General features: G+C 71.9%; 17 protein-coding genes. 5 read left to right on the forward strand and 12 right to left on the reverse strand.

The genetic code is table 11. From position 1 onward, the window contains the following. Together BRM3_RS01325 and BRM3_RS01330 are read right to left on the reverse strand one after the other, a co-directional pair. On the reverse strand, window positions 1-399 hold the full coding sequence (locus BRM3_RS01325) for a DUF3817 domain-containing protein (RefSeq protein ID WP_263594314.1): 399 nt from the start codon (window positions 397-399) through the stop codon (window positions 1-3). Beyond that, the gene (locus tag BRM3_RS01330) at window positions 374-1,276 is read right to left on the reverse strand and encodes an SURF1 family protein (protein WP_263594315.1); all 903 of its coding nucleotides are present in this window, start codon (window positions 1,274-1,276) and stop codon (window positions 374-376) included. Before BRM3_RS01330 ends, BRM3_RS01325 begins: the two co-directional genes overlap by 26 nt. A gap of 132 nt (window positions 1,277-1,408) precedes the next feature. Between BRM3_RS01330 and pta the strand changes: the two genes are divergently transcribed. The 3 genes from pta to BRM3_RS01345 are packed head-to-tail and all read left to right on the forward strand — an operon-like array spanning window position 1,409 to window position 5,512. After that, the gene (pta, locus tag BRM3_RS01335) at window positions 1,409-3,505 is read left to right on the forward strand and encodes a phosphate acetyltransferase (protein ID WP_263594316.1); all 2,097 of its coding nucleotides are present in this window, start codon (window positions 1,409-1,411) and stop codon (window positions 3,503-3,505) included. Next, a complete protein-coding gene (locus tag BRM3_RS01340) occupies window positions 3,502-4,779 on the forward strand; it encodes an acetate kinase (RefSeq protein ID WP_263594317.1) in 1,278 nt (425 codons plus the stop codon). The genes pta and BRM3_RS01340 overlap by 4 nt, the downstream gene beginning before the upstream one ends. A 4-nt stretch (window positions 4,780-4,783) precedes the next feature. Continuing rightward, window positions 4,784-5,512 (forward strand): hypothetical protein, encoded by a 729-nt coding sequence (locus tag BRM3_RS01345; RefSeq protein ID WP_263594318.1) that lies wholly within the window; start codon window positions 4,784-4,786, stop codon window positions 5,510-5,512. Here BRM3_RS01345 and BRM3_RS01350 read toward each other — a convergent pair. After that, entirely contained in the window at window positions 5,494-6,537 is a 1,044-nt protein-coding gene (locus tag BRM3_RS01350) for a LacI family DNA-binding transcriptional regulator (protein ID WP_263594319.1), read from the reverse strand. The genes BRM3_RS01345 and BRM3_RS01350 overlap by 19 nt on opposite strands. A 224-nt stretch (window positions 6,538-6,761) precedes the next feature. Between BRM3_RS01350 and BRM3_RS01355 the strand changes: the two genes are divergently transcribed. Beyond that, window positions 6,762-8,237, forward strand: a complete 1,476-nt coding sequence (locus BRM3_RS01355) for a glycoside hydrolase family 32 protein (protein ID WP_263594320.1) — start codon at window positions 6,762-6,764, stop codon at window positions 8,235-8,237. Between the two features lie 29 nt (window positions 8,238-8,266). Here BRM3_RS01355 and BRM3_RS01360 read toward each other — a convergent pair whose 3' ends face one another. Genes BRM3_RS01360 through BRM3_RS01370 form a run of 3 tightly spaced genes read right to left on the reverse strand, consistent with a single transcriptional unit; the run spans window position 8,267 to window position 10,820 of the window. Next, complete coding sequence (locus BRM3_RS01360) at window positions 8,267-8,839, reverse strand: GNAT family N-acetyltransferase (protein ID WP_263594321.1); 573 nt, start codon at window positions 8,837-8,839, stop codon at window positions 8,267-8,269. 36 nt (window positions 8,840-8,875) lie between these two features. Continuing rightward, complete coding sequence (locus tag BRM3_RS01365; protein WP_263594322.1) at window positions 8,876-9,985, reverse strand: GuaB3 family IMP dehydrogenase-related protein; 1,110 nt, start codon at window positions 9,983-9,985, stop codon at window positions 8,876-8,878. A 58-nt stretch (window positions 9,986-10,043) separates the two neighbouring features. Beyond that, window positions 10,044-10,820 (reverse strand): exonuclease domain-containing protein, encoded by a 777-nt coding sequence (locus tag BRM3_RS01370; RefSeq protein WP_263594323.1) that lies wholly within the window; start codon window positions 10,818-10,820, stop codon window positions 10,044-10,046. A gap of 137 nt (window positions 10,821-10,957) precedes the next feature. Between BRM3_RS01370 and BRM3_RS01375 the strand changes: the two genes are divergently transcribed. Next, on the forward strand, window positions 10,958-11,725 hold the full coding sequence (locus BRM3_RS01375; RefSeq protein ID WP_263594324.1) for a hypothetical protein: 768 nt from the start codon (window positions 10,958-10,960) through the stop codon (window positions 11,723-11,725). A 91-nt stretch (window positions 11,726-11,816) separates the two neighbouring features. Here the strand turns inward: BRM3_RS01375 and BRM3_RS01380 are convergent, their stop codons facing one another. The 6 genes from BRM3_RS01380 to BRM3_RS01405 form a co-directional block, all read right to left on the reverse strand. Continuing rightward, window positions 11,817-12,416: a TetR/AcrR family transcriptional regulator gene (locus BRM3_RS01380; protein ID WP_263594325.1), complete on the reverse strand. Its 600-nt coding sequence runs from the start codon at window positions 12,414-12,416 to the stop codon at window positions 11,817-11,819. Between the two features lie 56 nt (window positions 12,417-12,472). Then, entirely contained in the window at window positions 12,473-14,809 is a 2,337-nt protein-coding gene (locus BRM3_RS01385) for an excinuclease ABC subunit UvrA (RefSeq protein ID WP_263594326.1), read from the reverse strand. Continuing rightward, window positions 14,809-16,308 (reverse strand): IMP dehydrogenase, encoded by a 1,500-nt coding sequence (gene guaB / locus BRM3_RS01390; RefSeq protein WP_263594327.1) that lies wholly within the window; start codon window positions 16,306-16,308, stop codon window positions 14,809-14,811. Before guaB ends, BRM3_RS01385 begins: the two co-directional genes overlap by 1 nt. Window positions 16,309-16,398: 90 nt before the next feature. Next, the gene (locus BRM3_RS01395; protein WP_263594328.1) at window positions 16,399-17,493 is read right to left on the reverse strand and encodes a glycoside hydrolase family 172 protein; all 1,095 of its coding nucleotides are present in this window, start codon (window positions 17,491-17,493) and stop codon (window positions 16,399-16,401) included. Between the two features lie 89 nt (window positions 17,494-17,582). Beyond that, complete coding sequence (locus BRM3_RS01400) at window positions 17,583-18,473, reverse strand: carbohydrate ABC transporter permease (RefSeq protein ID WP_263594329.1); 891 nt, start codon at window positions 18,471-18,473, stop codon at window positions 17,583-17,585. After that, complete coding sequence (locus BRM3_RS01405; protein ID WP_263594330.1) at window positions 18,470-19,330, reverse strand: carbohydrate ABC transporter permease; 861 nt, start codon at window positions 19,328-19,330, stop codon at window positions 18,470-18,472. Before BRM3_RS01405 ends, BRM3_RS01400 begins: the two co-directional genes overlap by 4 nt. Window positions 19,331-19,375 lie beyond the last annotated feature (45 nt).

The following is a 19,375-nucleotide window of genomic DNA, read 5'->3' on the forward strand; positions in this document are numbered from 1 at the left end:
TCAGGCCTCGGCGCGCTCCTCGTCCTGCAGGGTGGGGCGCGAGGCGAGGTCGCGCTCGACCTGGCCGTGGGTCCAGCGCTCGCCGAAGAACGACAGCACGGGGATCACGCCGAAGAACATGAGCAGCAGCATGCGCGGGAGCTTCCAGCGCATCTTGTTCCACAGGTCGAAGCCGAGGACCACGTAGATCATGTAGATGAGCCCGTGGATCGGGGACCAGCGGCTCGAGATCGTACCCCACAGCTCGTGCTGCTCGCCCGGCTCGCCGAAGACGAGATAGCGCATCACCATGATCGCGACGAGGATCAGCAGGGCGATGCCCTCCACGATCGAGGCCACGCGGAAGCGGGCGAACGAGGTCCGGGCCTGGACCTCATCGAGCGGCCGTGTCGTCGGCACTGCTGTCCTCCTTCGCGTCCGCGGACGCTGTCGATGTCGCCTCGAGAGGCCGGGCGGCGGTCCCGTCGCCGGGCGTCTCGCCGCCCCCAGTGTGCGCCTTCGCGGCGCTCAGGCGCGAACGGACGAGCTCCTCGGCCTCGGCGCGCTCGTCCAGGTAGCGGGTGCGGACCGAGCGCCACCACAGGTACAGGAAGAACACGCCGAACACGACCCACTGGAGCGCGTAGCCGATGTTCTGCCAGTTCAGGCCGCGCGAGAAGGCCGACGTCGCGACCGGCATCGGGCGCAGCCCCTCGGCGGCGGAGGTCTCGGCGACGTAGCCCGCGTACATGGGCGAGCCCCACACGTTGACGAGCAGCGGGGTTGCGATCTCCTGGATCGTGCCGTCGGCGCCCACGCCGGACTGCGCCGCCTCGCTCGCCTCGAGCCGGCCGGTCACGGTGACCGTGCCCGTGGGCGCGGTCGGGACGGCCGCGGGGTCGAGCGCGCCGTCGGCACCGGCGGCGTCGGCCGCGGGCATCCAGCCGCGCGCGACGGGCAGGCGCGCGTCGCTGCCGTCGGCCTGCTGGACGTGCAGGGCGGTCACGACGATCACGGCGTCGGTCCCGTCGATGCGGCGCCCGGGCACGAGCACCTGCTCGGCCGGGTCGTAGGTGCCGCTCACGCGCACGGCGCGGCCGGAGTCCTCGTTGGTCACGGGATCACCCACCGCGGCGATGTCGGCGAGGGCGACGACCTCGCTGCTCGGGGGCGCGATCTCGAGGGCGCGGTGGGCGCGATGCCACTGCCACGTGGCCAGCAGCCCGCACACGAGGGTCGCCGCGATCATGAGCGCCAGCAGCCCCAGGAAACGGGGACGGAGGGCGACGCGCAGCATGGTCGCATCGTACGGGGGCACGCTGGACGGGACCTGCCCGCGCGCGGGCGCCCGCGCGCGGGCACGCCCCGCCGTATCAGGATCGGGACGTTCCGGTACCGCGCGCCCATCGGGCCACCTATTGTGGGCCTCGTGTCCCACAGCGTGTACATCGCCTCGCCCGAGGGCAGGACCGGGAAGTCCACCGTGGCTCTCGGCGTGCTCGAAGCCCTAGCCGCCCGGTCGGACCGGGTGGGCGTGTTCCGCCCGGTGTACAAACCCGAGCCACGCGACTACGCGGTCGACCTGCTCATCAGCCTCCCGGCGGTCGAGCAGTCCTACGAGGACGCGATGGGCGTGGACTACACGACCATGCACCGGGACCCGGAGCGCGCGCACGCGGAGATCCTGCGCCGCTACCAGGAGCTGCGCGAGCAGTACTCGGCGCTCGTCATCCTCGGCTCGGACTTCGTCGACGTGGCCAACCCCAACGAGGTCGCCTTCAACGCCGAGGTCGCCGCCAACATCGGGGCCCCCGTCGTCATGGTGGTCTCGGGCCTGGACCGCACGCCCGACCAGATCGCGACGCTCGCGGCGGTCTCCTGCTCGGAGTTCGAGAGCCATCACGCCGCTCCGCTCGCGCTCGTCGTCAACCGCTACGACGGGCCGGACGTCGAGGCCGTGCGCACCGCCGTGACCGAGCGCCTGGGCGAGCACACCCTGGTCGCGGTGATCCCGGAGAACCCGGTCATCCAGGCGCCCACGGTGAAGAACCTCAAGGACGCCGTCGCCGGCCGCCTGGTCCAGGGCAACCCCGAGTGGCTCGGCCGCGTGTCGCTGGGCACCGTGGTGGCGGCGATGAGCCTGCCCAACGTGCTCGAGCGCATCAGCGACAACTACACCGTGATCGCCCCGGGCGACCGCTACGACCTGCTCCCGGCCCTCTACCTCGCCCAGCAGTCCGGCACCTTCCCGACCCTCGCCTCGATCGTCCTGACCGGCGGCTACGGCCCCGCCCCCGCCGTCACCCGACTGCTCGAGGGCGTCCAGCAGGACCTGCCGGTGCTCGTCACCGACGACTCGACGTTCGACGCGGCGCTCAGCATCGCACGCACCACCGGGCGCCTGACCGCCGACAGCCCGCAGAAGATCGACGCGGCCCGCCGCGCGGTCGCCGAGAACCTCGCGACGGAGCGTCTGCTCGGGGCGATCGATGTGGCCCGCAGCGAGGTCGTCACGCCCATGATGTTCGAGTTCGAGCTGCTCGCCCGGGCCCGGGGCGCCAAGAAGCGCATCGTCCTGCCCGAGGGCGACGAGCCGCGCATCCTGGCGGCCGCCGAGGTGCTCCTGGCCCGCGGCGTCGCGGACCTGATCCTGCTCGGCGACGAGACCGCGATCCGCTCGCGCGCCTCGCAGCTGGGCCACGACATCTCCGAGGCCCGCATCGTGTCCCCGCAGGATCCCGAGCTGCTCGAGAAGTACGCGGCCGAGTACGCCCGGCTGCGCGCCAAGAAGGGCGTGACGCTCGAGCAGGCGCGCGAGCGGATCCAGGACGTCTCGTACTTCGGCACCATGATGGTGCAGATGGGCGAGGCCGACGGCATGGTCTCGGGGGCCGTCCACTCGACCGCCCACACCATCCGCCCGAGCTTCGAGATCATCAAGACCAAGCCCGACGCGAAGATCGTCTCCTCGGTGTTCCTGATGGCGCTCGAGGACCGCGTGCTCGTCTACGGCGACTGCGCCGTCAACCCCGATCCGACCGCCGAGCAGCTCGCCGACATCGCGGTGCAGTCCGCGACCACGGCCGCCCAGTTCGGCGTCGAGCCGCGCGTGGCGATGCTCTCCTACTCCACGGGCACGAGCGGCAGCGGCGCCGACGTCGACAAGGTGCGCGAGGCGACGGAGCTCGTGCGCGCGAGCAACCCCGGCCTCGACGTCGAGGGCCCGATCCAGTACGACGCCGCCGTCGACGCCTCGGTCGCCAAGACCAAGCTGCCCGATTCGGCCGTCGCGGGGCGGGCGACCGTGTTCGTCTTCCCCGACCTCAACACGGGCAACAACACCTACAAGGCGGTCCAGCGCTCCGCGGGCGCGGTCGCCATCGGCCCCGTCCTGCAGGGCCTCAACAAGCCCGTCAACGACCTGTCGCGCGGCGCCCTCGTCGACGACATCATCAACACCGTCGTGATCACCGCGATCCAGGCGCAGGCCGCCGACACCGCCACGAGAGCAGGAGAGACCGCATGACCGAGCCCGACCGCACCGAAGCCCCCGTCGCCGGGACCGCCGACTCCGCCGAGCTGGCCCCCGCGGTCCCCTCCGCGGACGCGCCGACCGTCCTGGTCATCAACTCGGGCTCGTCGTCGCTCAAGTTCCAGCTCGTCGAGCCGACGGGCGGCGAGGTGTTCGCCTCGGGCATCGTCGAGCGCGTCGGGCTCGAGGAGGGCAGCGCCCGCATCAGCGCGGGCGAGTCCTACGCCCCCTGGTCGGGTCCCGTGCCCGATCACACCGAGGCGATGCGCGTCGTGCGCCACCTGTTCGACGAGGTCGGGATCGCGCTCGACGACGCCAACATCGCGGCCGTGGGCCATCGTGTGGTCCAGGGCGGCGCCCGGTTCTCCGATCCCCAGATCGTCGATCAGTGGGTGCGCGACCAGGTGCACGCGCTCGGCTCGCTCGCCCCCCTGCACAACTACGCGGCGGTGGCCGGGATCGACGGCGCGCGCGAGCTGCTGCCCGACATCCCCCACGTGGTCGTGTTCGACACGGCGTTCTTCTCGGCGCTCCCGGCGGCCTCGCGCACCTACGCGCTCAACAAGCAGGTGGCCGACGAGTACCGGATCCGCCGCTACGGCGCGCACGGCACGAGCCACCAGTACATCGCCGAGCAGGTCCCCGGGATCCTGGGCCGGGACGCGGCCGACCTCCGCCAGATCGTCCTGCACCTGGGCAACGGCGCCTCGGCGAGCGCCGTCCGCGACGGCGCTCCCGTGGACACCTCGATGGGGCTGACCCCGCTCGAGGGCCTCGTGATGGGCACCCGCACGGGCGACATCGACCCCTCGGTGTACGTGCACCTGCACCGCCAGGCGGGCATGTCGCCCGAGGACGTCGACACCCTGCTCAACAAGCAGTCCGGCATGCAGGGCCTGTGCGGCATGAGCGACTTCCGCGACATCGAGGCCGCGATCGGCAACGGCGACGAGGACGCGGCGCTCGCGATGGACGTCTACATCCACCGCCTGCGCAAGTACATCGGCTCGTACGCCTTCGCGCTCGGGCGTCTCGACGCGATCACCTTCACCGCCGGGATCGGCGAGAACGTGGCGCTCGTGCGGCGTCGCGCCCTCGAGGGCCTCGAGGGCTTCGGGATCCGCCTCGACGAGGAGAGGAACGCGGCGCGCTCCCGCGAGGCGCGCGTCATCTCGGCCGACGACTCCGCCGTGGCCGTGCTCGTGGTGCCCACCAACGAGGAGCTCGCGATCGCGCGTCAGGCGCTGGGGCTCGTCCAGGCCCGCTGACGGCGTGGCCGAGAGCTCGTCGATCGGTGCCCGGCTGCAGAGGTTCCTGACCGACCGCACCGCCTTCGCCGCGGTGCTGTTCACGGTCGTGCTCGCCTTCGTGCACCTGATGTCACTGAGCGCGTGGGACCCGCTGACCGCCAAGGCGATCCTCGACCACGTCGACGTCCCGGGGTTCCTCGTGAACCTCGCGGTCGTCTGCCTGCCCGAGCTCACGGCGGTCGCGCTGCTGTCCCTGCTGCTCGCGAGCACCGCCGACGGGCACGGCGAGCAGCCGGGGTTCAGCCGCACCCAGGGCATCGTGTTCGGCGCGGTCCTCGCCGTCGTCTACGTCGTGCTCGTGCCGCTGTCCACGGTCGCGCTGAGCGTCGTGGCCGGCCTCGTGGTCGTGGGCGTGGTCCTCGTGCGGCGTCGCCGGGGCGACCTGACGGGGCGCAGCGTCGCGGCGCTCGCCCTGCTGCTGTCGGCCGGGGCGACGCTCGTGGCCGCGGCGGTCGTCACGAGCCCCTGGCTGCCCTCGGAGACGATCACCTCCCACGAGGAGGACGCCGTCTACACCGCGTACGTGGTCGCGGAGGAGCGGCGCGAGTTCGTGCTGCTCCACGACCGCCCGCGCGTGGTCTCGATGGTCCAGATCGACGAGACCTCCCGGCAGCTGTGCACCCAGCCGAGCCCGTGGAGCCGGTCGGCCCTGCAGCTGCTCGTACCGCCGCGCTATCCGGCGTGCACGTGAGGTGACGGCGCGGCCACCGAGTCGCGCACGACGACCGGCATGGGGACCAGCTCGTCGGCGCGCGGACGGTCGCCGAGCAGCATCTCGACGCCGCGGCGCGCCATCTCCTCGTACGGCAGGTGCACCGTGGTGAGGCCCGGGCGCTGCAGGCTCGCGAGCACCTCGTTGTCGAACGACGCCACGGACATGTCCGCGGGGATGCGCAGCCCGCGCTCCGACAGCGCCTGGTAGACGCCGAACGCGACGCTGTCGTTGGCGGCGAGGATCGCGGTGACCTCGGGATGGGTGTCGATGAGGGCGTCGGTCCGCTCGAAGCCGTTCTCGGCGTCCCACGCCGAGGTCTCGACCAGCAGCTCCTCGACGCCCCGCTCCGCGAAGACCTCGTGGATCCCGGCGAAGCGATCGGGGATGGTGACCGAGTAGGTCGGGTCGTCCATGGCCGCCGCGAGCGGGCCGATCACGCCGACCCGGCGGTGGCCGGCGTCCAGGAGCAGCTCGGCGACGGCCCGTCCCGCGGCGTGCTCGTCGGGCAGCACCGAGGCGTGGCCGCTCGTGGTGCGCCCGTTGACGATCACGAGCGGCACCTCGACCCGGGAGGTGTCGGGGTCGATCAGGCGGGCGCTCATGAGGCCCAGCAGGATGCCGTCGACGCGCCGGTCGACCATCTGCTCGATCGCCTCGTTGAGCTGGGCGGGGTCGCCGCCGGCCTCGGCCATCAGCACGGTGTGCTCATGGCCGCGGGCGGTGTCGAGGGTCCCGCGGATCATGTCCGAGGCGTGCCGCGTGAGGGTCACCTCGTCCGAGACGAAGCCGATCGTGCGGGTGGTCCCCAGGCGCAGGCTGCGGGCGGCGGGATTGGGGCGGTAGCCCATCTCCTCGGCCACGCTGCGCACGCGTCGGGCGGCCTCCTCCGAGAGTCGGGAGCCGGGCCGGTCGTTGAGGATCATGCTGACCGCGGCCTTGGACATGCCCGCCCGGTCCGCGACGTCCGCGAGCGTCGGAGCCCGACTCCTCCGCTTGCCCATCGCGTCTCCTCACGCCGTCCGACCGGACCACCCTATCGGTCGTTGCTGAATTGTTTCAGCAGACCTCTTGTCGGGGGTCGCGGCCGGGGTTAGCATGAACGCGCTAAATGCATTTAGCATCCAGGACCGAGGCTCGCCGCTCCGCGAGGGCCTGACCGCGGGCGCCGGGAAGTGACGTCCCCGGCATGACCGCACCGACCGCCACGTCCGCCGGAGAGGATGGCATGCACTTCCGGACCCGCCGCAACTGGTTGAGCGACCCCAACGGGCTCGTCGTCCACCGCGGTCGCCACCACCTGTTCTTCCAGCACAACCCCGACGGGGTCGAGCACCGCGAGATGAGCTGGGGCCATGCCTCGAGCGCCGATCTCGTGCACTGGGAGGAGCATCCGGTGGCGATCCGGGCGACCCCGCAGATCCAGATCTACTCCGGATCCGCCGTCGTCGACCACGCCAATGCGAGCGGGCTCGGGACCGCCGACTCTCCGGCGCTCGTGGCGGTCTTCACCGCCTCGGCCCGGGACCGGGCCCACCAGGCGCAGGCCCTCGCCTACAGCACCGCCGAGGGCCTGACCTGGCGCCTGTACGAGGGCAACCCCGTGCTCGACCGCGGCTCGAGCGACTTCCGCGACCCCAAGGTGTTCCGCTACGAGGGCCCCGCCGGCTCGTACTGGGTCATGGTCGCGGTCGAGGCGCACGAGCGCAGGGTCGTGCTCTACCGCTCCGACGACCTCCTGGCATGGAGCTACCTGTCCTCGTACGGCCCTCGCGGCGCCGTGGGCGGGGTCTGGGAGTGCCCCGACCTGTTCCCGCTCGCTGTCGACGGCGCGGCCGACGACGTGCGCTGGGTGCTGCTCATCAGCCTGTGCCCCGGCGGCATCGCGGGCGGCTCGGGCACGCAGTACGTGGTCGGCGACTTCGACGGCGTGACCTTCACGCCCGACGATCCCCCGCCCGTGGGCGACCCGCGGCTCGCGCCCTCGCGCGAGCAGCTCGAGCGCCTCGACTGGCTCGACCACGGCCCCGACTGCTACGCGGGCGTCACGTTCTGGGGTCTCGCGGACGCGGACCGCACGCTCATCGCCTGGATGAGCAAATGGGACTACGCGCGGGAGCTCCCCGTCTCCGAGGCGGCCCCCCAGCGCGGCCGCATGACGCTGCCGCGCCGTCTCGCGCTCACGCGGCACGCGGGCCGGCCCGTCCTGCGCCAGGAGGTCGCGGCGCCGCCCACGAGCCCCGTCGCACGCCATCGGGTGCGCGACCTCACGGCCCCCGGGACCGTCACGACGGACCTCCCGGCGAGCGCCAGGCTCGACGTGCGTCTCGAGCTCGAGGCCGGCACGTCGTGCTCCCTCGTGCTCGGCGCCGACGGATCCGACGGGGCCGACGGGATCGTCCTGACCTACGACGCGGCGGCCTCGCGCGTGCGCATCGAGCGGCCGCTGCCCGCGCCGCCGGCCGCCGGCGGCGAGATCCCCGCCTCGTTCGCCGGGGCGTGGACGATGCCGCTGGACGGCGGCCCTGCCCAGAGCTGGACGCTGTGGCTCGACGACGGCACGCTCGAGCTGTTCGCCGACGACGGGACGCGTGTGCTGACGTGCCTGACCGGGCACGAGGCCGCGAGCTCGCTGCGGTGCGAGCCCGGCCCGGGCGCCGTCGTGTCCCTCGAGGCGGTCGTGAGCACCCTCGCCGAGCTCTGAGGGCTCGAGCCCGAGGTCCGGGATCCCCCTCAGGCGGCGAGGGCGGCGAGACGCGCCTCGAGGCCCTCGCGCACCGCGGGCCACTCCTCGGCGATCACCGAGAAGTAGTCGACGTCGGCGACCGTGCCGTCGGCCGCGGGCCGGAAGCGCCGCAGGGTCCCCTCGAAGGTCGCGCCGAGGCGCGCGATCGCGCGGTGCGAGCGCGTGTTGCGATGGTCGCAGCGCAGGGCGACGCGTCCCACGCCGAGCTCGCCGAAGGCGTGCTCCAGGAGCAGCAGCTTGCAGGCGGGGTTCACGTCGGTGGCCCAGACCTGGCGCGCGTAGATCGTGGAGCCGATCTCGGCACGCAGCTGCGGCACGATCCCGTACAGGGTCGTGCGGCCCACGAAGCGGCCGTCCTTCTCGACGGCGAAGGCGAGCACGTCGGGGGCGGCGATGAGGGCGCCGAGCACGTCGGCCATGCCCTCGTCGCTCGTGGGCAGCGGCTCGGCGTTGCCCCGCCACATCGCCTCGTCGGACAGCGCGCGCAGGGCGGCCCCGTCGGCCCGCTCGAGCGGGCGCACGGTGACGGCGCCGCACGTGCGGCGGATGGTGTGCTGCATCGTCTCCTCGGTTCCCTCCGCGGACGCGGCCGTGCCTCAGACGGTCGTGATGACCTCGACCCGCTGGAACTCCTTGAGGTCGGTGTAGCCGGTGGTCGCCATGGCGTGCCGCAGCGCGCCCACCAGGTTGGTGGTGCCGTCGGCGGAGATGCCCGGCCCGAACAGGATCTGCTCGAGGGGCGCGACCGTGCCGACCTCGACGCGGTGTCCGCGCGGGAGGGCCGGGTGGTGGGCCTCGGAGCCCCAGTGGTAGCCCTGGCCGGGGGCGTCGGTGCTGCGCGCGAGCGCGGCGCCCACCATGAGGCCGTCGGCGCCGCAGCCGATCGCCTTGACGAGGTCGCCCGAGCGGCCCAGACCGCCGTCGGCGATCACGTGCACGTAGCGTCCGCCGGACTCGTCCATGTAGTCGCGCCGCGCGGCGGCGACGTCGGCGACGGCCGTCGCGAGCGGCACGGAGATGCCGAGGGTCTCGCGCGTGGTCTGCGAGGCTCCCCCGCCGAAGCCGACGAGCACGCCCGCGGCGCCCGTGCGCATGAGGTGCAGGGCGGCCGTGTAGGTCGCGCAGCCGCCGACGATGACCGGCACGTCGAGCTCGTAGATGAAGCGCTTGAGGTTCAACGGCTCGCGGTTGCCCGAGACGTGCTCGGCCGAGACCGTGGTGCCGCGGATGAAGAAGAGGTCCACCCCGGCGTCGACGACGGTCTTCCACAGCTCCTGGGTGCGCTGGGGCGAGAGGGAGCCGGCGGCGGTCACGCCCGCGTCGCGCAGCTGACGGATCCTCGCGGTGATGAGCTCGGGCTTGATCGGCTCGGAGTACACGTCGCGGAGGGTCTCGATGACGTCCTCGCCCGAGGCCTCGGCGATGCGGCGCAGCTGCACGTCGGCGTCCTCGTAGCGCGTCCACACGCCCTCGAGGTCCAGCACGCCCAGCCCGCCCAGGCGGCCCAGCTCGATCGCCGTCTCGGGCGACATGAGGGAGTCCATGGGGGCGGCGAAGATCGGGATGTCGAAGTGGTAGGCGTCGACCTGCCACTGGGTCGACACGTCCTCCGGGTCTCGCGTGCGCCGCGAGGGCACCACGGCCACGTCGTCGAGGCCGTAGCCGCGACGGCCTCCCTTGTTGCGTCCGATCTCGATCTCGCTCATCACCCGGGCAGTCTATCGACGCCCTCGACGCCCGCCGCCCGGCTGATCACGGGCTGGCTCACAGCGGCCACACCGTGACCACGTCCCCCGGCTTGCCCTTGCGGCGCAGGAACTCGTTGAAGTTCTCCGCCCAGTCGCGATGGAGCGCGATCTGGCGCTGGTGCACCTCGGCGAGCTCGGCGGCGGCGAGGTCCGGGTTGCGCCCGATGATGCCGCGCAGCACGTCGAGGGTCGCGGAGACGTCGACGTCGGCGGTGTGGAGGCGGCCGTCCTGGACCACGCCGTACACATCGCACAGGTCGGTCAGGGTGCGCTTGCCCTTGCGGAACCGGTCGAGCCCGCGATCGAGCACGAGCGGGTCCACGACGGGCGCGATGTCGTGGCCCAGCCGCTCGGCGAGCAGGGGCAGGCCCAGGCGGGCCAGCTCGGCCTCGAGGATCTGCAGGTCGAAGCTCGCGTTGAAGGCGACCACGGGGATGCCGCGGCCGAGCGCGTCGGCGAGCGCGTCCGCGACCTCGTCGAGCGCCTCGCGCGGGGCCATGCCGTAGGTGCGGGCGTGCTCGGTCGAGATCCCGTGCACGGCGCTCGCGGCGGGCGGGATGTCGATGCCGGGGTCGATGAGCCACGTCGCGACCGTCTCCGCGGCGCGGCCGGGACCGGCGGAGTGCACGAGCGCCGCCGTCACGATGCGGTCCTCGCGCACGTTCGTGCCCGTCGTCTCGGTGTCGAAGCCCAGCAGCGGGGCGCTCGTCCATCCGACCGGGAAGCCGACAGGGGCGACCGCCGCGACCGGGGCGGAGGCGTCGGGTCGTGCGGCCTGATCGGTGCTCGTCATGCAGGCCACCCTAGAGCGCCCCTCCGACGGACGGGCGCCTCGCGCCTCGCGACGGCTGGGGCGCGGGGCCGTGCTCCTGACATGATGGACCCGACACACCACTGCGCTCGCGGGAGCGCCGAGCACGAGGAGGAGCCATGTCTCAGCCGTACCAGGGCAACGACGGGACGCAGGGCGGCGGCTGGCAGCCCGCCCCGCCGCAGGGGGAGCCGTCGTACGGCCAGAGCTCGCCGTCCTACGGGCAGGGATCGCCCTCCAACGGGCAGAGCAGCGCGCCGTCCTACGGATCGCCGAACGCCGGGGGCGAGTACGGCCAGCAGGCCGGCGGCTACTCCTCCCCCGCGCCCGGCGGCTACGGCCAGTACCAGGCGCCCGTCAAGCGCAAGGGCCTCAAGCGCATCATCTTCGGCATCATCGCGATGGTGCTCGGCGGCATCGGCGTGATCGTGGGCGCGATCCTCGGCGCCGTGTTCGGGCTGCTGTTCTCGCTCTCCTCGATCGGGGACAGCGCGACGGCCCTCGGCAACGGCGGCGAGGTGTCCGTGACGTCGGGCTCGTACGTGGTCGCGGTGCCCTCCTCGGACAGCGGCGCCACGTGCACCACGACGGGCGACCCCGCCTCCTCGATCTCCACGAGCCCGCAGAGCGGCGACCTCACCTTCACCTCCGGCGGCGACGAGTACGCGGTCGTCGACATGGTCACCGCCTCGGGCGACGCGCACGTGTCGGTCACCTGCACGGGCTCCGAGAACGTCGTGATCGCCCCGCTCTCGGCGGGCGGCATGATCGGCGGCTTCTTCGTCGGCGTCGGCCTGCCGGCCCTGCTCGGCATCGTCGGCCTGATCCTGCTGATCTGGGGCATCGTCGCCCGCGTCCGCTCCGGTCGCGCGGCGCGCGGCGCCTGAGCCGAACGCCCCGGTCCACGACCGCCCCCGTGCCCTCCGGCGCGGGGGCGGTCGCATGTCCGGGCGGAGCGAGCCGCCCCGCGCAGGGCCCTCAGCGGAGCGGCGCGTCGGGATCCAGCAGAGCGCCCACGGACTCGACGAAGGCGTCGACGTCGCGACGGCCCGTGAGCGAGGCGCGCACCAGGAACCCCTGGGTCAGCGCCGTGAGCGCGGGTGCCGCGCGGCGTGCGCTCTCGGCGGGATCCTCACGCCCGATCTGGATGAACCAGGCGCGCAGATACGCGCCCACGCGCTCGTCGAGGGTCGAGAACACCACGAGCACGGCGTCGCGCATGCCCTCGTGCTGGACCGCCGCGGCCCAGACCTGGAGCAGGATCCCTCCCTCGAGGGCCTCCTGGGGCACCTCGCCCAGGAGGGCGCGGAGGATCTGGGAGGGCGGAGGGACCGGGCGGCGCCGGCTCAGCTCGGCGACCGCCTCGCTGTGGCTCTCGAGGGCGCGCATCGCGACGGCCAGGAGCAGCTCGTCCTTGCCCGCGAAGTACCCGTAGATCGCGCCCGCGGACAGGCCGGACTCCTCGCTCACATCGGCCATCGAGGTCTTCGCGAGCCCCTGGCGCCGCATGCACGTGATCATCGCGTCGACGATGCGCTGACGCTGCTGTGCGCGGCGGCTCTCGGTGATCCGGGGCATGCCGAGCATCATAGCGAACGCTCATTCTGCTTGACAGGCGGGCCGGGCGCCTCCGATCAGGCCGAGACCCACTCCCGCAGGGCCCGCGCGGTCAGGGTGTCGACGCCGCCGTCCTCGACCATCTCGCGCGGGGATCCCGTGAACACGATGCGGCCGCCGTCGTGCCCGGCACCCGGCCCGACGTCGATCAGATGATCGGCCTGGGTCATGACCGCGAGGGAGTGCTCGACGACGATCACGGTCGCGCCGCCGTCGACGAGGGTGTGCAGCATCGCCACGAGGGTGTCGATGTCCTGCAGATGCAGACCGGTGGTCGGCTCGTCGAGCACGTACACGTCGGCTCCCGTGCCCATGCGCGCGGCGAGCTTGAGCCGCTGGCGCTCGCCGCCCGAGAGCGTCGTGAGCGGCTGGCCGAGCCGCAGGTAGCCGAGCCCGACGTCCTGCAGGCGCGAGAGGATCCGCGCCTCCTTGGCGCCCGTGAAGCGCTCGGCCGCCTCGGCGACCGACAGGTCGAGCACGTCGGCGATCGAGAGGCCGTCGAGCGTGTAGCCGAGCACGGTGGCCTGGTAGCGGCGGCCCCCGCACACCTCGCACGGGATCGCGGTCCCGGCCATCAGGCCGAGATCGGTGTAGACGACGCCGGCGCCCTTGCACTCGGGGCACGCGCCCTCGGAGTTGAAGGAGAACAGGGCGGGCTTGACCCCGTTCGCCTTGGCGAAGGCGCTGCGGATCGGCTCCAGCAGCCCGGTGTACGTCGCGGGGTTGGATCGGCGGGAGCCGGAGATCGGGCCCTGGTCGACGAGGCACACGCCGTCGCGCCCGGCGAGGGAGCCCTCGATCAGCGTGGACTTGCCGCTCCCGGCCACCCCCGTCACGACGGTGAGCACGCCGCGGGGGATGTCGACGTCGACGTCGCGCAGGTTGTGCGCCCGGGCGCCGCGGATCTCGATCGCCGGCCCGGACGGCGTGCGCAGGGTCTCGCGCAGGGTCAGGCGGTGCTCGAGCGAGCGCGCGGTCGCGGTGTCGGTCGCGCGCAGCCCCTCGAGGTCGCCGACGTACTGGATGGTGCCGCCGTCCTCCCCCGCGCCGGGGCCGAGGTCGACGAGCTGGTCGGCGATCGCCATCACCTCGGCCTTGTGCTCGACCACGAGCACGGTGTTGCCCTTGTCGCGCAACTGCAGCAGGAGGTCGTTCATGCGTGAGATGTCATGGGGGTGCAGGCCCGCGGTGGGCTCGTCGAAGACGTACGTGACGTCGGTCAGGGCGCTGCCGAGGTGGCGCACCATCTTGATCCGCTGGGCCTCGCCGCCCGAGAGGGTGTCGGACTCGCGGTCGAGCGAGAGGTAGCCGAGCCCGATGTCGATGATCGCGCGGAGCATGCCGGCGAGGTTGGCCAGGAGCGGGGCGACGCTCGGCTCGTCGAGGGCCTCGACCCACGCGAGCAGGTCGGTGACCTGCAGGGCCGTGAGCTCCCAGATCCTCCTGCCGGCGACGGTGGCCTCGCGGGGTCCCGCGGCCAGGCGCGTGCCGTGGCAGTCGGGGCACGGCCCGAAGGTCGCGACCCGGGCGGCGAACTCCTGGATGTGCTTCTGCTTGGGCGGCCGGGCGGGGTCGAGGTAGGAGCGGCGCACCCGGCTCGCGAGCCCCTGGTAGGTGTAGTTGATGCCCGAGAAGACGATCTTGGTGGGCTCCTGCTCGTACAGCCACTGCCATTCGGCGTCGCTGTAGTCGCCCACCCGCTTGTCGGGATCGAGCTTGCCGGTCTCGGCGTAGGCGCGCCACATCCACGAGCCGACGGGGTGGCCCGGCAGCAGGATCGCGCCCCCCCGGAGCGACTTCGTCCGATCGACGATGACGTCGACGTCGAGGGCCGAGGAGCGCCCGGTGCCCTCGCACGTCGAGCACATGCCGCCGATGACCTCGAAGGACTTCTTCTCGGCCCGGCCGTCGGCGGTACGCAGCACGCCCGCGCCGCTCGCGGAGGCGACCGTGAAGGCGAAGGCCTGCGAGCTGCCGATGTGCGGCGTCGAGCAGCGCGAGAACAGCGTGCGCAGGAGGGAGTAGGCGTCGGTCGCGGTCCCCACCGTCGAGCGCCCGCTCGCGCCCATCGGGTTCTGGTCGACGACGATCGCCGTGGTCAGGTTCGCGAGCTCGTCGACCTCGGGGCGCGGGGCCGAGGGCATGAAGGTCTGCACGAAGGTCGAGTAGGTCTCGTTGATGAGGCGCTGGGACTCGGCCGCGACGGTGCCGAAGACGAGCGAGGACTTGCCCGAGCCGGAGACGCCCGTGACCACGGTCAGGCGCCGCTTGGGCAGGTCGACGTCGACCCCGCGGAGGTTGTGGACGCGCGCGCCGCGGACCCGGATGACGTCGTGGGCGCCGTCGGCGGTCATCAGCGGATCGAGTAGTTGGGCGCCTCGGCGATGGCCGCGACGTCGTGCGGGTGGGACTCCTTGAGGCCCGCGGGCGTGATGCGCACGAACTGCCCTTTCTCCTTGAGCTCGGGCACGGTGTGCGCGCCGACGTAGAACATGCTCTGGTGCAGGCCGCCCACGAGCTGGTGCGCGACGGCGCCGAGCGGTCCGCGGTACAGGACCTTGCCCTCGATGCCCTCGGGCACGATCTTGTCGTCGGACTCGACGTCGGCCTGGAAGTAGCGGTCCTTGGAGAAGGACTTCTTGCCGCGCGAGGCCATCGCGCCGAGCGATCCCATGCCGCGGTACGCCTTGTACTGCTTGCCGGCGATGAACACGAGGTCGCCCGGGGTCTCCTCGCAGCCTGCGAACAGCGAGCCGATCATGACGGTGTCGGCGCCCGCGACGAGGGCCTTGGCGATGTCGCCCGAGTACTGCAGGCCGCCGTCGCCGATGAGCGGGACCCCCGCGGGGCCGCACGCCTTCGAGGCCTCGTGGATCGCGGTGATCTGGGGGACGCCGACGCCCGCGACGACCCGCGTGGTGCAGATCGAGCCCGGCCCCACGCCCACCTTGACGGCGTCGGCCCCCGCGTCCACGAGCGCCTGGGCGCCCGCGCGGGTCGCGACGTTGCCGCCGATCACCTGGACGCCGGCGAACGACGGGTCCTGCTTGAGAGTGCGGATCATGTCGAGGGCGAGCCGCGCGTGACCGTTGGCCGTGTCGACCACGAGCACGTCGGCGCCCGCGTCGCGCAGGGCGCCCGCGCGCTCGAGGGAGTCGCCGAAGAAGCCGACGCCCGCGCCGACGAGCAGGCGGCCCTGGCCGTCCTTCGAGGCGTGGGGGAACTGCTCGGACTTCACGAAGTCCTTGACGGTGATGAGGCCCGTGAGACGCCCGTCGGCGTCGACGAGCGGGAGCCGCTCGCGCTTGTTGCGGCGCAGCAGCGCGGTGGCCTCGCTCGCGGAGACGTCCGAGGGGGCCGTGAACAGCTCGGTCGTCATGACGTCGCGCACCTTGGTGGTGCCCCACTCGGCGACGGGGATGAAGCGCAGGTCGCGGTTGGTGCAGATCCCGCGCAGGCGGCGGTCGGCGTCGACGACGGGCAGGCCGGAGACCCGGTACTGACCGCACAGCTCGTCGAAGTCCTCGAGGGTGGCGTCGGGGCCGATCGTGACGGGGTTGGTGATGCGACCGGTCTGGGTGCGCTTGACGAGGTCGACCTGGTGAGCCTGGTCCTCGATCGAGAGGTTGCGGTGCAGGATGCCGATGCCGCCGTGGCGGGCCATGGCGATCGCCATCCGCGACTCGGTCACGGTGTCCATCGCGGCCGAGGCCAGCGGCATGCGCAGGGTGATCTCGCGGGTCAGGCGCGAGGAGGTGTCCACCTCGGAGGGGATCACATCCGTCTCACCGGGCAGGAGCAGCACGTCGTCGTAGGTGAGGCCGACAAAACCGAAGGGATCCGCAGTCGTCATGCACCGATGCTAGCCGCCGCGGGACAGCGGACGGGGCGCCGGTGCCGTGGCCCTGGCCACGGCACCGGCGCCCCGTCGGGCGCGGCCGCGTCAGCGCGGACGGCGCAGCGTCGCCTCGGGCAGGTCGGGCAGCGGACGGGTGCGTCCGGCCTGGTACCAGTACGCGACCGTGGCGATGTCGTCCTGGCGCTCGAAGTGCCCGTTCCTCTCGCCGATCTGCTGCAGGGTCACCCGCAGCCCGTCATGGAAGTAGATCGGGTCCGGGAGATGGAAGCGGTACATGCCATGACACGGGGGCATGTCGGTCGCGAAGTCCGACATCTTGGAGGAGTCCTTGACCAGGCGCTGGGAGTAGCCCACGAACGGGGCCGAGAACGTCTCGGCGACGGGCGCGGGCTCGGCGCCCAGGTGGTCCTGGAACGCCCAGGCCCCGCCCACGTAGTCCTCGAGGCCGGTGCCGCAGATGGTCGGGAAGTCGGTGTCGCCGTCGAGGAAGAACTTCATCTCCCCCTCGCCCCACCAGAACCGCTCGAGCGCCGTGAGCTGGATGAAGGAGCCGACGTAGCTCCCGCGGCTGCCGGCGGGCAGGTCGAGCAGGGTGTGGTCCGTCCCCAGCGGGGCCCGTCCGTCGCACCGCCGCCACAGGGCGTGGAAGCGGCCCTGGTCCTCGGGATGCTGGTCGCCGAGCGTGTAGTCGATCTGGTAGAAGACCCCGCTGACGTGCTGGGGATGCTCGCTGACCAGCTCGATCCGTGCGCCCGTGGCGAAGGGCATCGGGAAGAAGCAGTTGAACCCGCCCTTGGGGGCCACGGTGATCGGGAGGGACTGCACCCGGGCGGGCTCGCCGAAGCCGGAGCAGAAGAAGTCGCCGAGCGGGACCTCGACCGAGGGCGAGGTCTCCCCGTCCCAGAACATGCGCAGCACCAGGTTGCGGTAGACGTACGGGGCGTTCTCCGTGTGCGGGGTGATGGTCATCCAGATGTGCCGGATGGTGCCCGAGCCCTCGATGTCGGCGAGGACGATGGTCTCCCCCGCCTCGATCTCGGTGCACGGAGCGCCCTTGCGGGTGGGCCCGAGATTGCTGGCCGCCTGGCCACCGACCCCGCGCTCGCCGCGGGGGTTCTCCGCCGTGATGGCCCGGGACTCCAGGGAGGAGGCGCGGGTGAAGCTCATGCCGTCGAACATCGACGATCCTTTCTCGTGGGGGGGGTGTTGCACTTCGGTCTCGGTGGTGCCGGCGGGAGGGCGCCCGAGCCGCCGGCACCGCTCGGGCTCTACTTGACCGCCCCCGCCGTCACGCCCTTGGCCAAGGTCCTCTGGAAGATGAGGAAGAAGAGCAGGGTGGGGATGAGGGACATCATGGAGCCCGCGATGAGCTGGTCGATCGGCGTCGCGTTCTGCCCCTTGAGGGTCATGATCGCGATCGGCACGGTCTGGTTCGTCGGATCCGACAGCATGACCAGCGGGATCAGCAGCTCGTTCCAGGTCCAGATGAAGAAGAAGACGAGCAGCACGGACATCGTCGGACGCATGATCGGCACCACGACGGACAGGAAGATCCTGAACTTGCCGGCGCCGTCGATCTGCGCGGCCTCCAGCAGCTCCCGCGGGAAGGTGCCGAGGACGCTCGAGAGCAGATACGTCCCGAACGCCGCCTGGATGACCGAGAAGATGATGACCACGGCGGCGATGGTGTTCGTCAGCCCCAGCGCGTCCGCTCCGTAGAACAGCGGATAGATGAGAGCCTCCTGCGGGATCATCGTAGCGAACAGGAACATGCCCGTGAAGAACGCGTTCCCCTTGATCCGGCCGATGCCCAGGGCGTACGCGGTGAGCATCGCGATGGCCACCCCGAGGACGGCCACCAGGCCGGAGCTGATGATCGAGTTCAGGAGCGCCCGCGGGTAGTTGACGGCATCGCTGTAGGTGAGCCACGAGTCGAACGAGATGTGCTCGGGCCAGGACAGCGCGCCGTTGGTCGCGTAGTCCGTCGGGTCCTTCACGGAGTTGATCGCGAGCAGGAGCAGCGGCGAGACGAAGACGATCGCCACCAGCACCGCCAGGATCAGGAGGACCAGGTCGCGCGCGCTGCGGCGCGGACGGGTCCGGGGAACGACGGGGGTGGCTCCCCCGGGACCGGCGAGGCCCAGGTCGTCGATGGTCATGCCACGCCTCCGCTCCGGCGCGCGGATCTCCGCTGCCACCACATCATGAATACGGTCACGATCAGGATCACCACGGACATGACGGTCGCGATCGCGGCGCCGTAGCCCACCTTCGACACCTCGAAGAAGTTGCGGTACGAGTAGTAGGACGGCACGTAGGTCGAGTTCTCCGGGCCGCCGGAGGTGAGGATCCAGACGGGGCCGAAGACCTTGAGCGCCGCCACCGTCGCGGTCAGGACCACGACGAACACCTCGGGCCTGATCTGCGGGATGGTGATCGCCCGGAAGCGCCGGAACCACCCTGCTCCGTCGATCTCGGCGGCCTCGTACAGCTCGGGGTCGACCCGCTGGAGCGCGGCCATGAAGATGACCACGGGGTAGCCGATCTGGATCCAGATCAGCACCAGCACGATCGAGTAGATCGCGATCGACGGGTCTCCCAGCCAGTCCGGGGTGTTCTCGATCCCGACCGTGGAGAGCACGGAGTTGAGGGCACCGGTGTTGGCGTCGAGGATCCAGGCCCAGACCACGCCCGCGACGGCGATGGGCAGGATCTGGGGGAGATAGAAGGTCGCCCGCAGGAAGCTCGCGGCCCGCGCACCGAACTTCTTCCCGATGTAGTCGAACAGGAAGGCCGACAGGAAGAGCCCGATGATCGTCGGCACGATCACCATGCCGAGGATCATGAACAGCGAGTTCTGGAAGGACTTCCAGAACAGTTCGTCGCTGAGCAGACGGGCGTAGTTGTCCAGGCCCGCCCATCTCATGGGAGCGCGCCCGCCCCTCCAGGAGAAGGCGCTGATGTAGACGTTCGCGACGAAGGGCGCGGCGACGACGGCGAGGAAGCCGATCGCCATGGGGAGCATGTACAGCCAATACGAGCCCTCTGCGCCTCGTTTCCT

This window comes from Brachybacterium huguangmaarense, from assembly GCF_025725725.1.
Lineage (GTDB): Bacteria > Actinomycetota > Actinomycetes > Actinomycetales > Dermabacteraceae > Brachybacterium > Brachybacterium huguangmaarense.

Excerpts from the sequence above, each read along its gene's own strand:
- BRM3_RS01370 (WP_263594323.1), bottom strand. The coding sequence starts at position 10,820 with ATGACGAGCACCGATCAGGCCGCACGACCCGACGCCTCCGCCCCGGTC.
- BRM3_RS01380 (WP_263594325.1), bottom strand. The coding sequence starts at position 12,416 with ATGCCCCGGATCACCGAGAGCCGCCGCGCACAGCAGCGTCAGCGCATC.
- BRM3_RS01375 (WP_263594324.1), top strand. The coding sequence starts at position 10,958 with ATGTCTCAGCCGTACCAGGGCAACGACGGGACGCAGGGCGGCGGCTGG.
- BRM3_RS01400 (WP_263594329.1), bottom strand. The coding sequence starts at position 18,473 with ATGACCATCGACGACCTGGGCCTCGCCGGTCCCGGGGGAGCCACCCCC.
- BRM3_RS01395 (WP_263594328.1), bottom strand. The coding sequence starts at position 17,493 with ATGTTCGACGGCATGAGCTTCACCCGCGCCTCCTCCCTGGAGTCCCGG.
- BRM3_RS01340 (WP_263594317.1), top strand. The coding sequence starts at position 3,502 with ATGACCGAGCCCGACCGCACCGAAGCCCCCGTCGCCGGGACCGCCGAC.
- BRM3_RS01405 (WP_263594330.1), bottom strand. The coding sequence starts at position 19,330 with ATGGCGATCGGCTTCCTCGCCGTCGTCGCCGCGCCCTTCGTCGCGAAC.
- BRM3_RS01350 (WP_263594319.1), bottom strand. The coding sequence starts at position 6,537 with ATGGGCAAGCGGAGGAGTCGGGCTCCGACGCTCGCGGACGTCGCGGAC.
- BRM3_RS01365 (WP_263594322.1), bottom strand. The coding sequence starts at position 9,985 with ATGAGCGAGATCGAGATCGGACGCAACAAGGGAGGCCGTCGCGGCTAC.
- BRM3_RS01360 (WP_263594321.1), bottom strand. The coding sequence starts at position 8,839 with ATGCAGCACACCATCCGCCGCACGTGCGGCGCCGTCACCGTGCGCCCG.
- BRM3_RS01385 (WP_263594326.1), bottom strand. The coding sequence starts at position 14,809 with ATGACCGCCGACGGCGCCCACGACGTCATCCGGGTCCGCGGCGCGCGC.
- guaB (WP_263594327.1), bottom strand. The coding sequence starts at position 16,308 with ATGACGACTGCGGATCCCTTCGGTTTTGTCGGCCTCACCTACGACGAC.
- BRM3_RS01355 (WP_263594320.1), top strand. The coding sequence starts at position 6,762 with ATGCACTTCCGGACCCGCCGCAACTGGTTGAGCGACCCCAACGGGCTC.
- BRM3_RS01330 (WP_263594315.1), bottom strand. The coding sequence starts at position 1,276 with ATGCTGCGCGTCGCCCTCCGTCCCCGTTTCCTGGGGCTGCTGGCGCTC.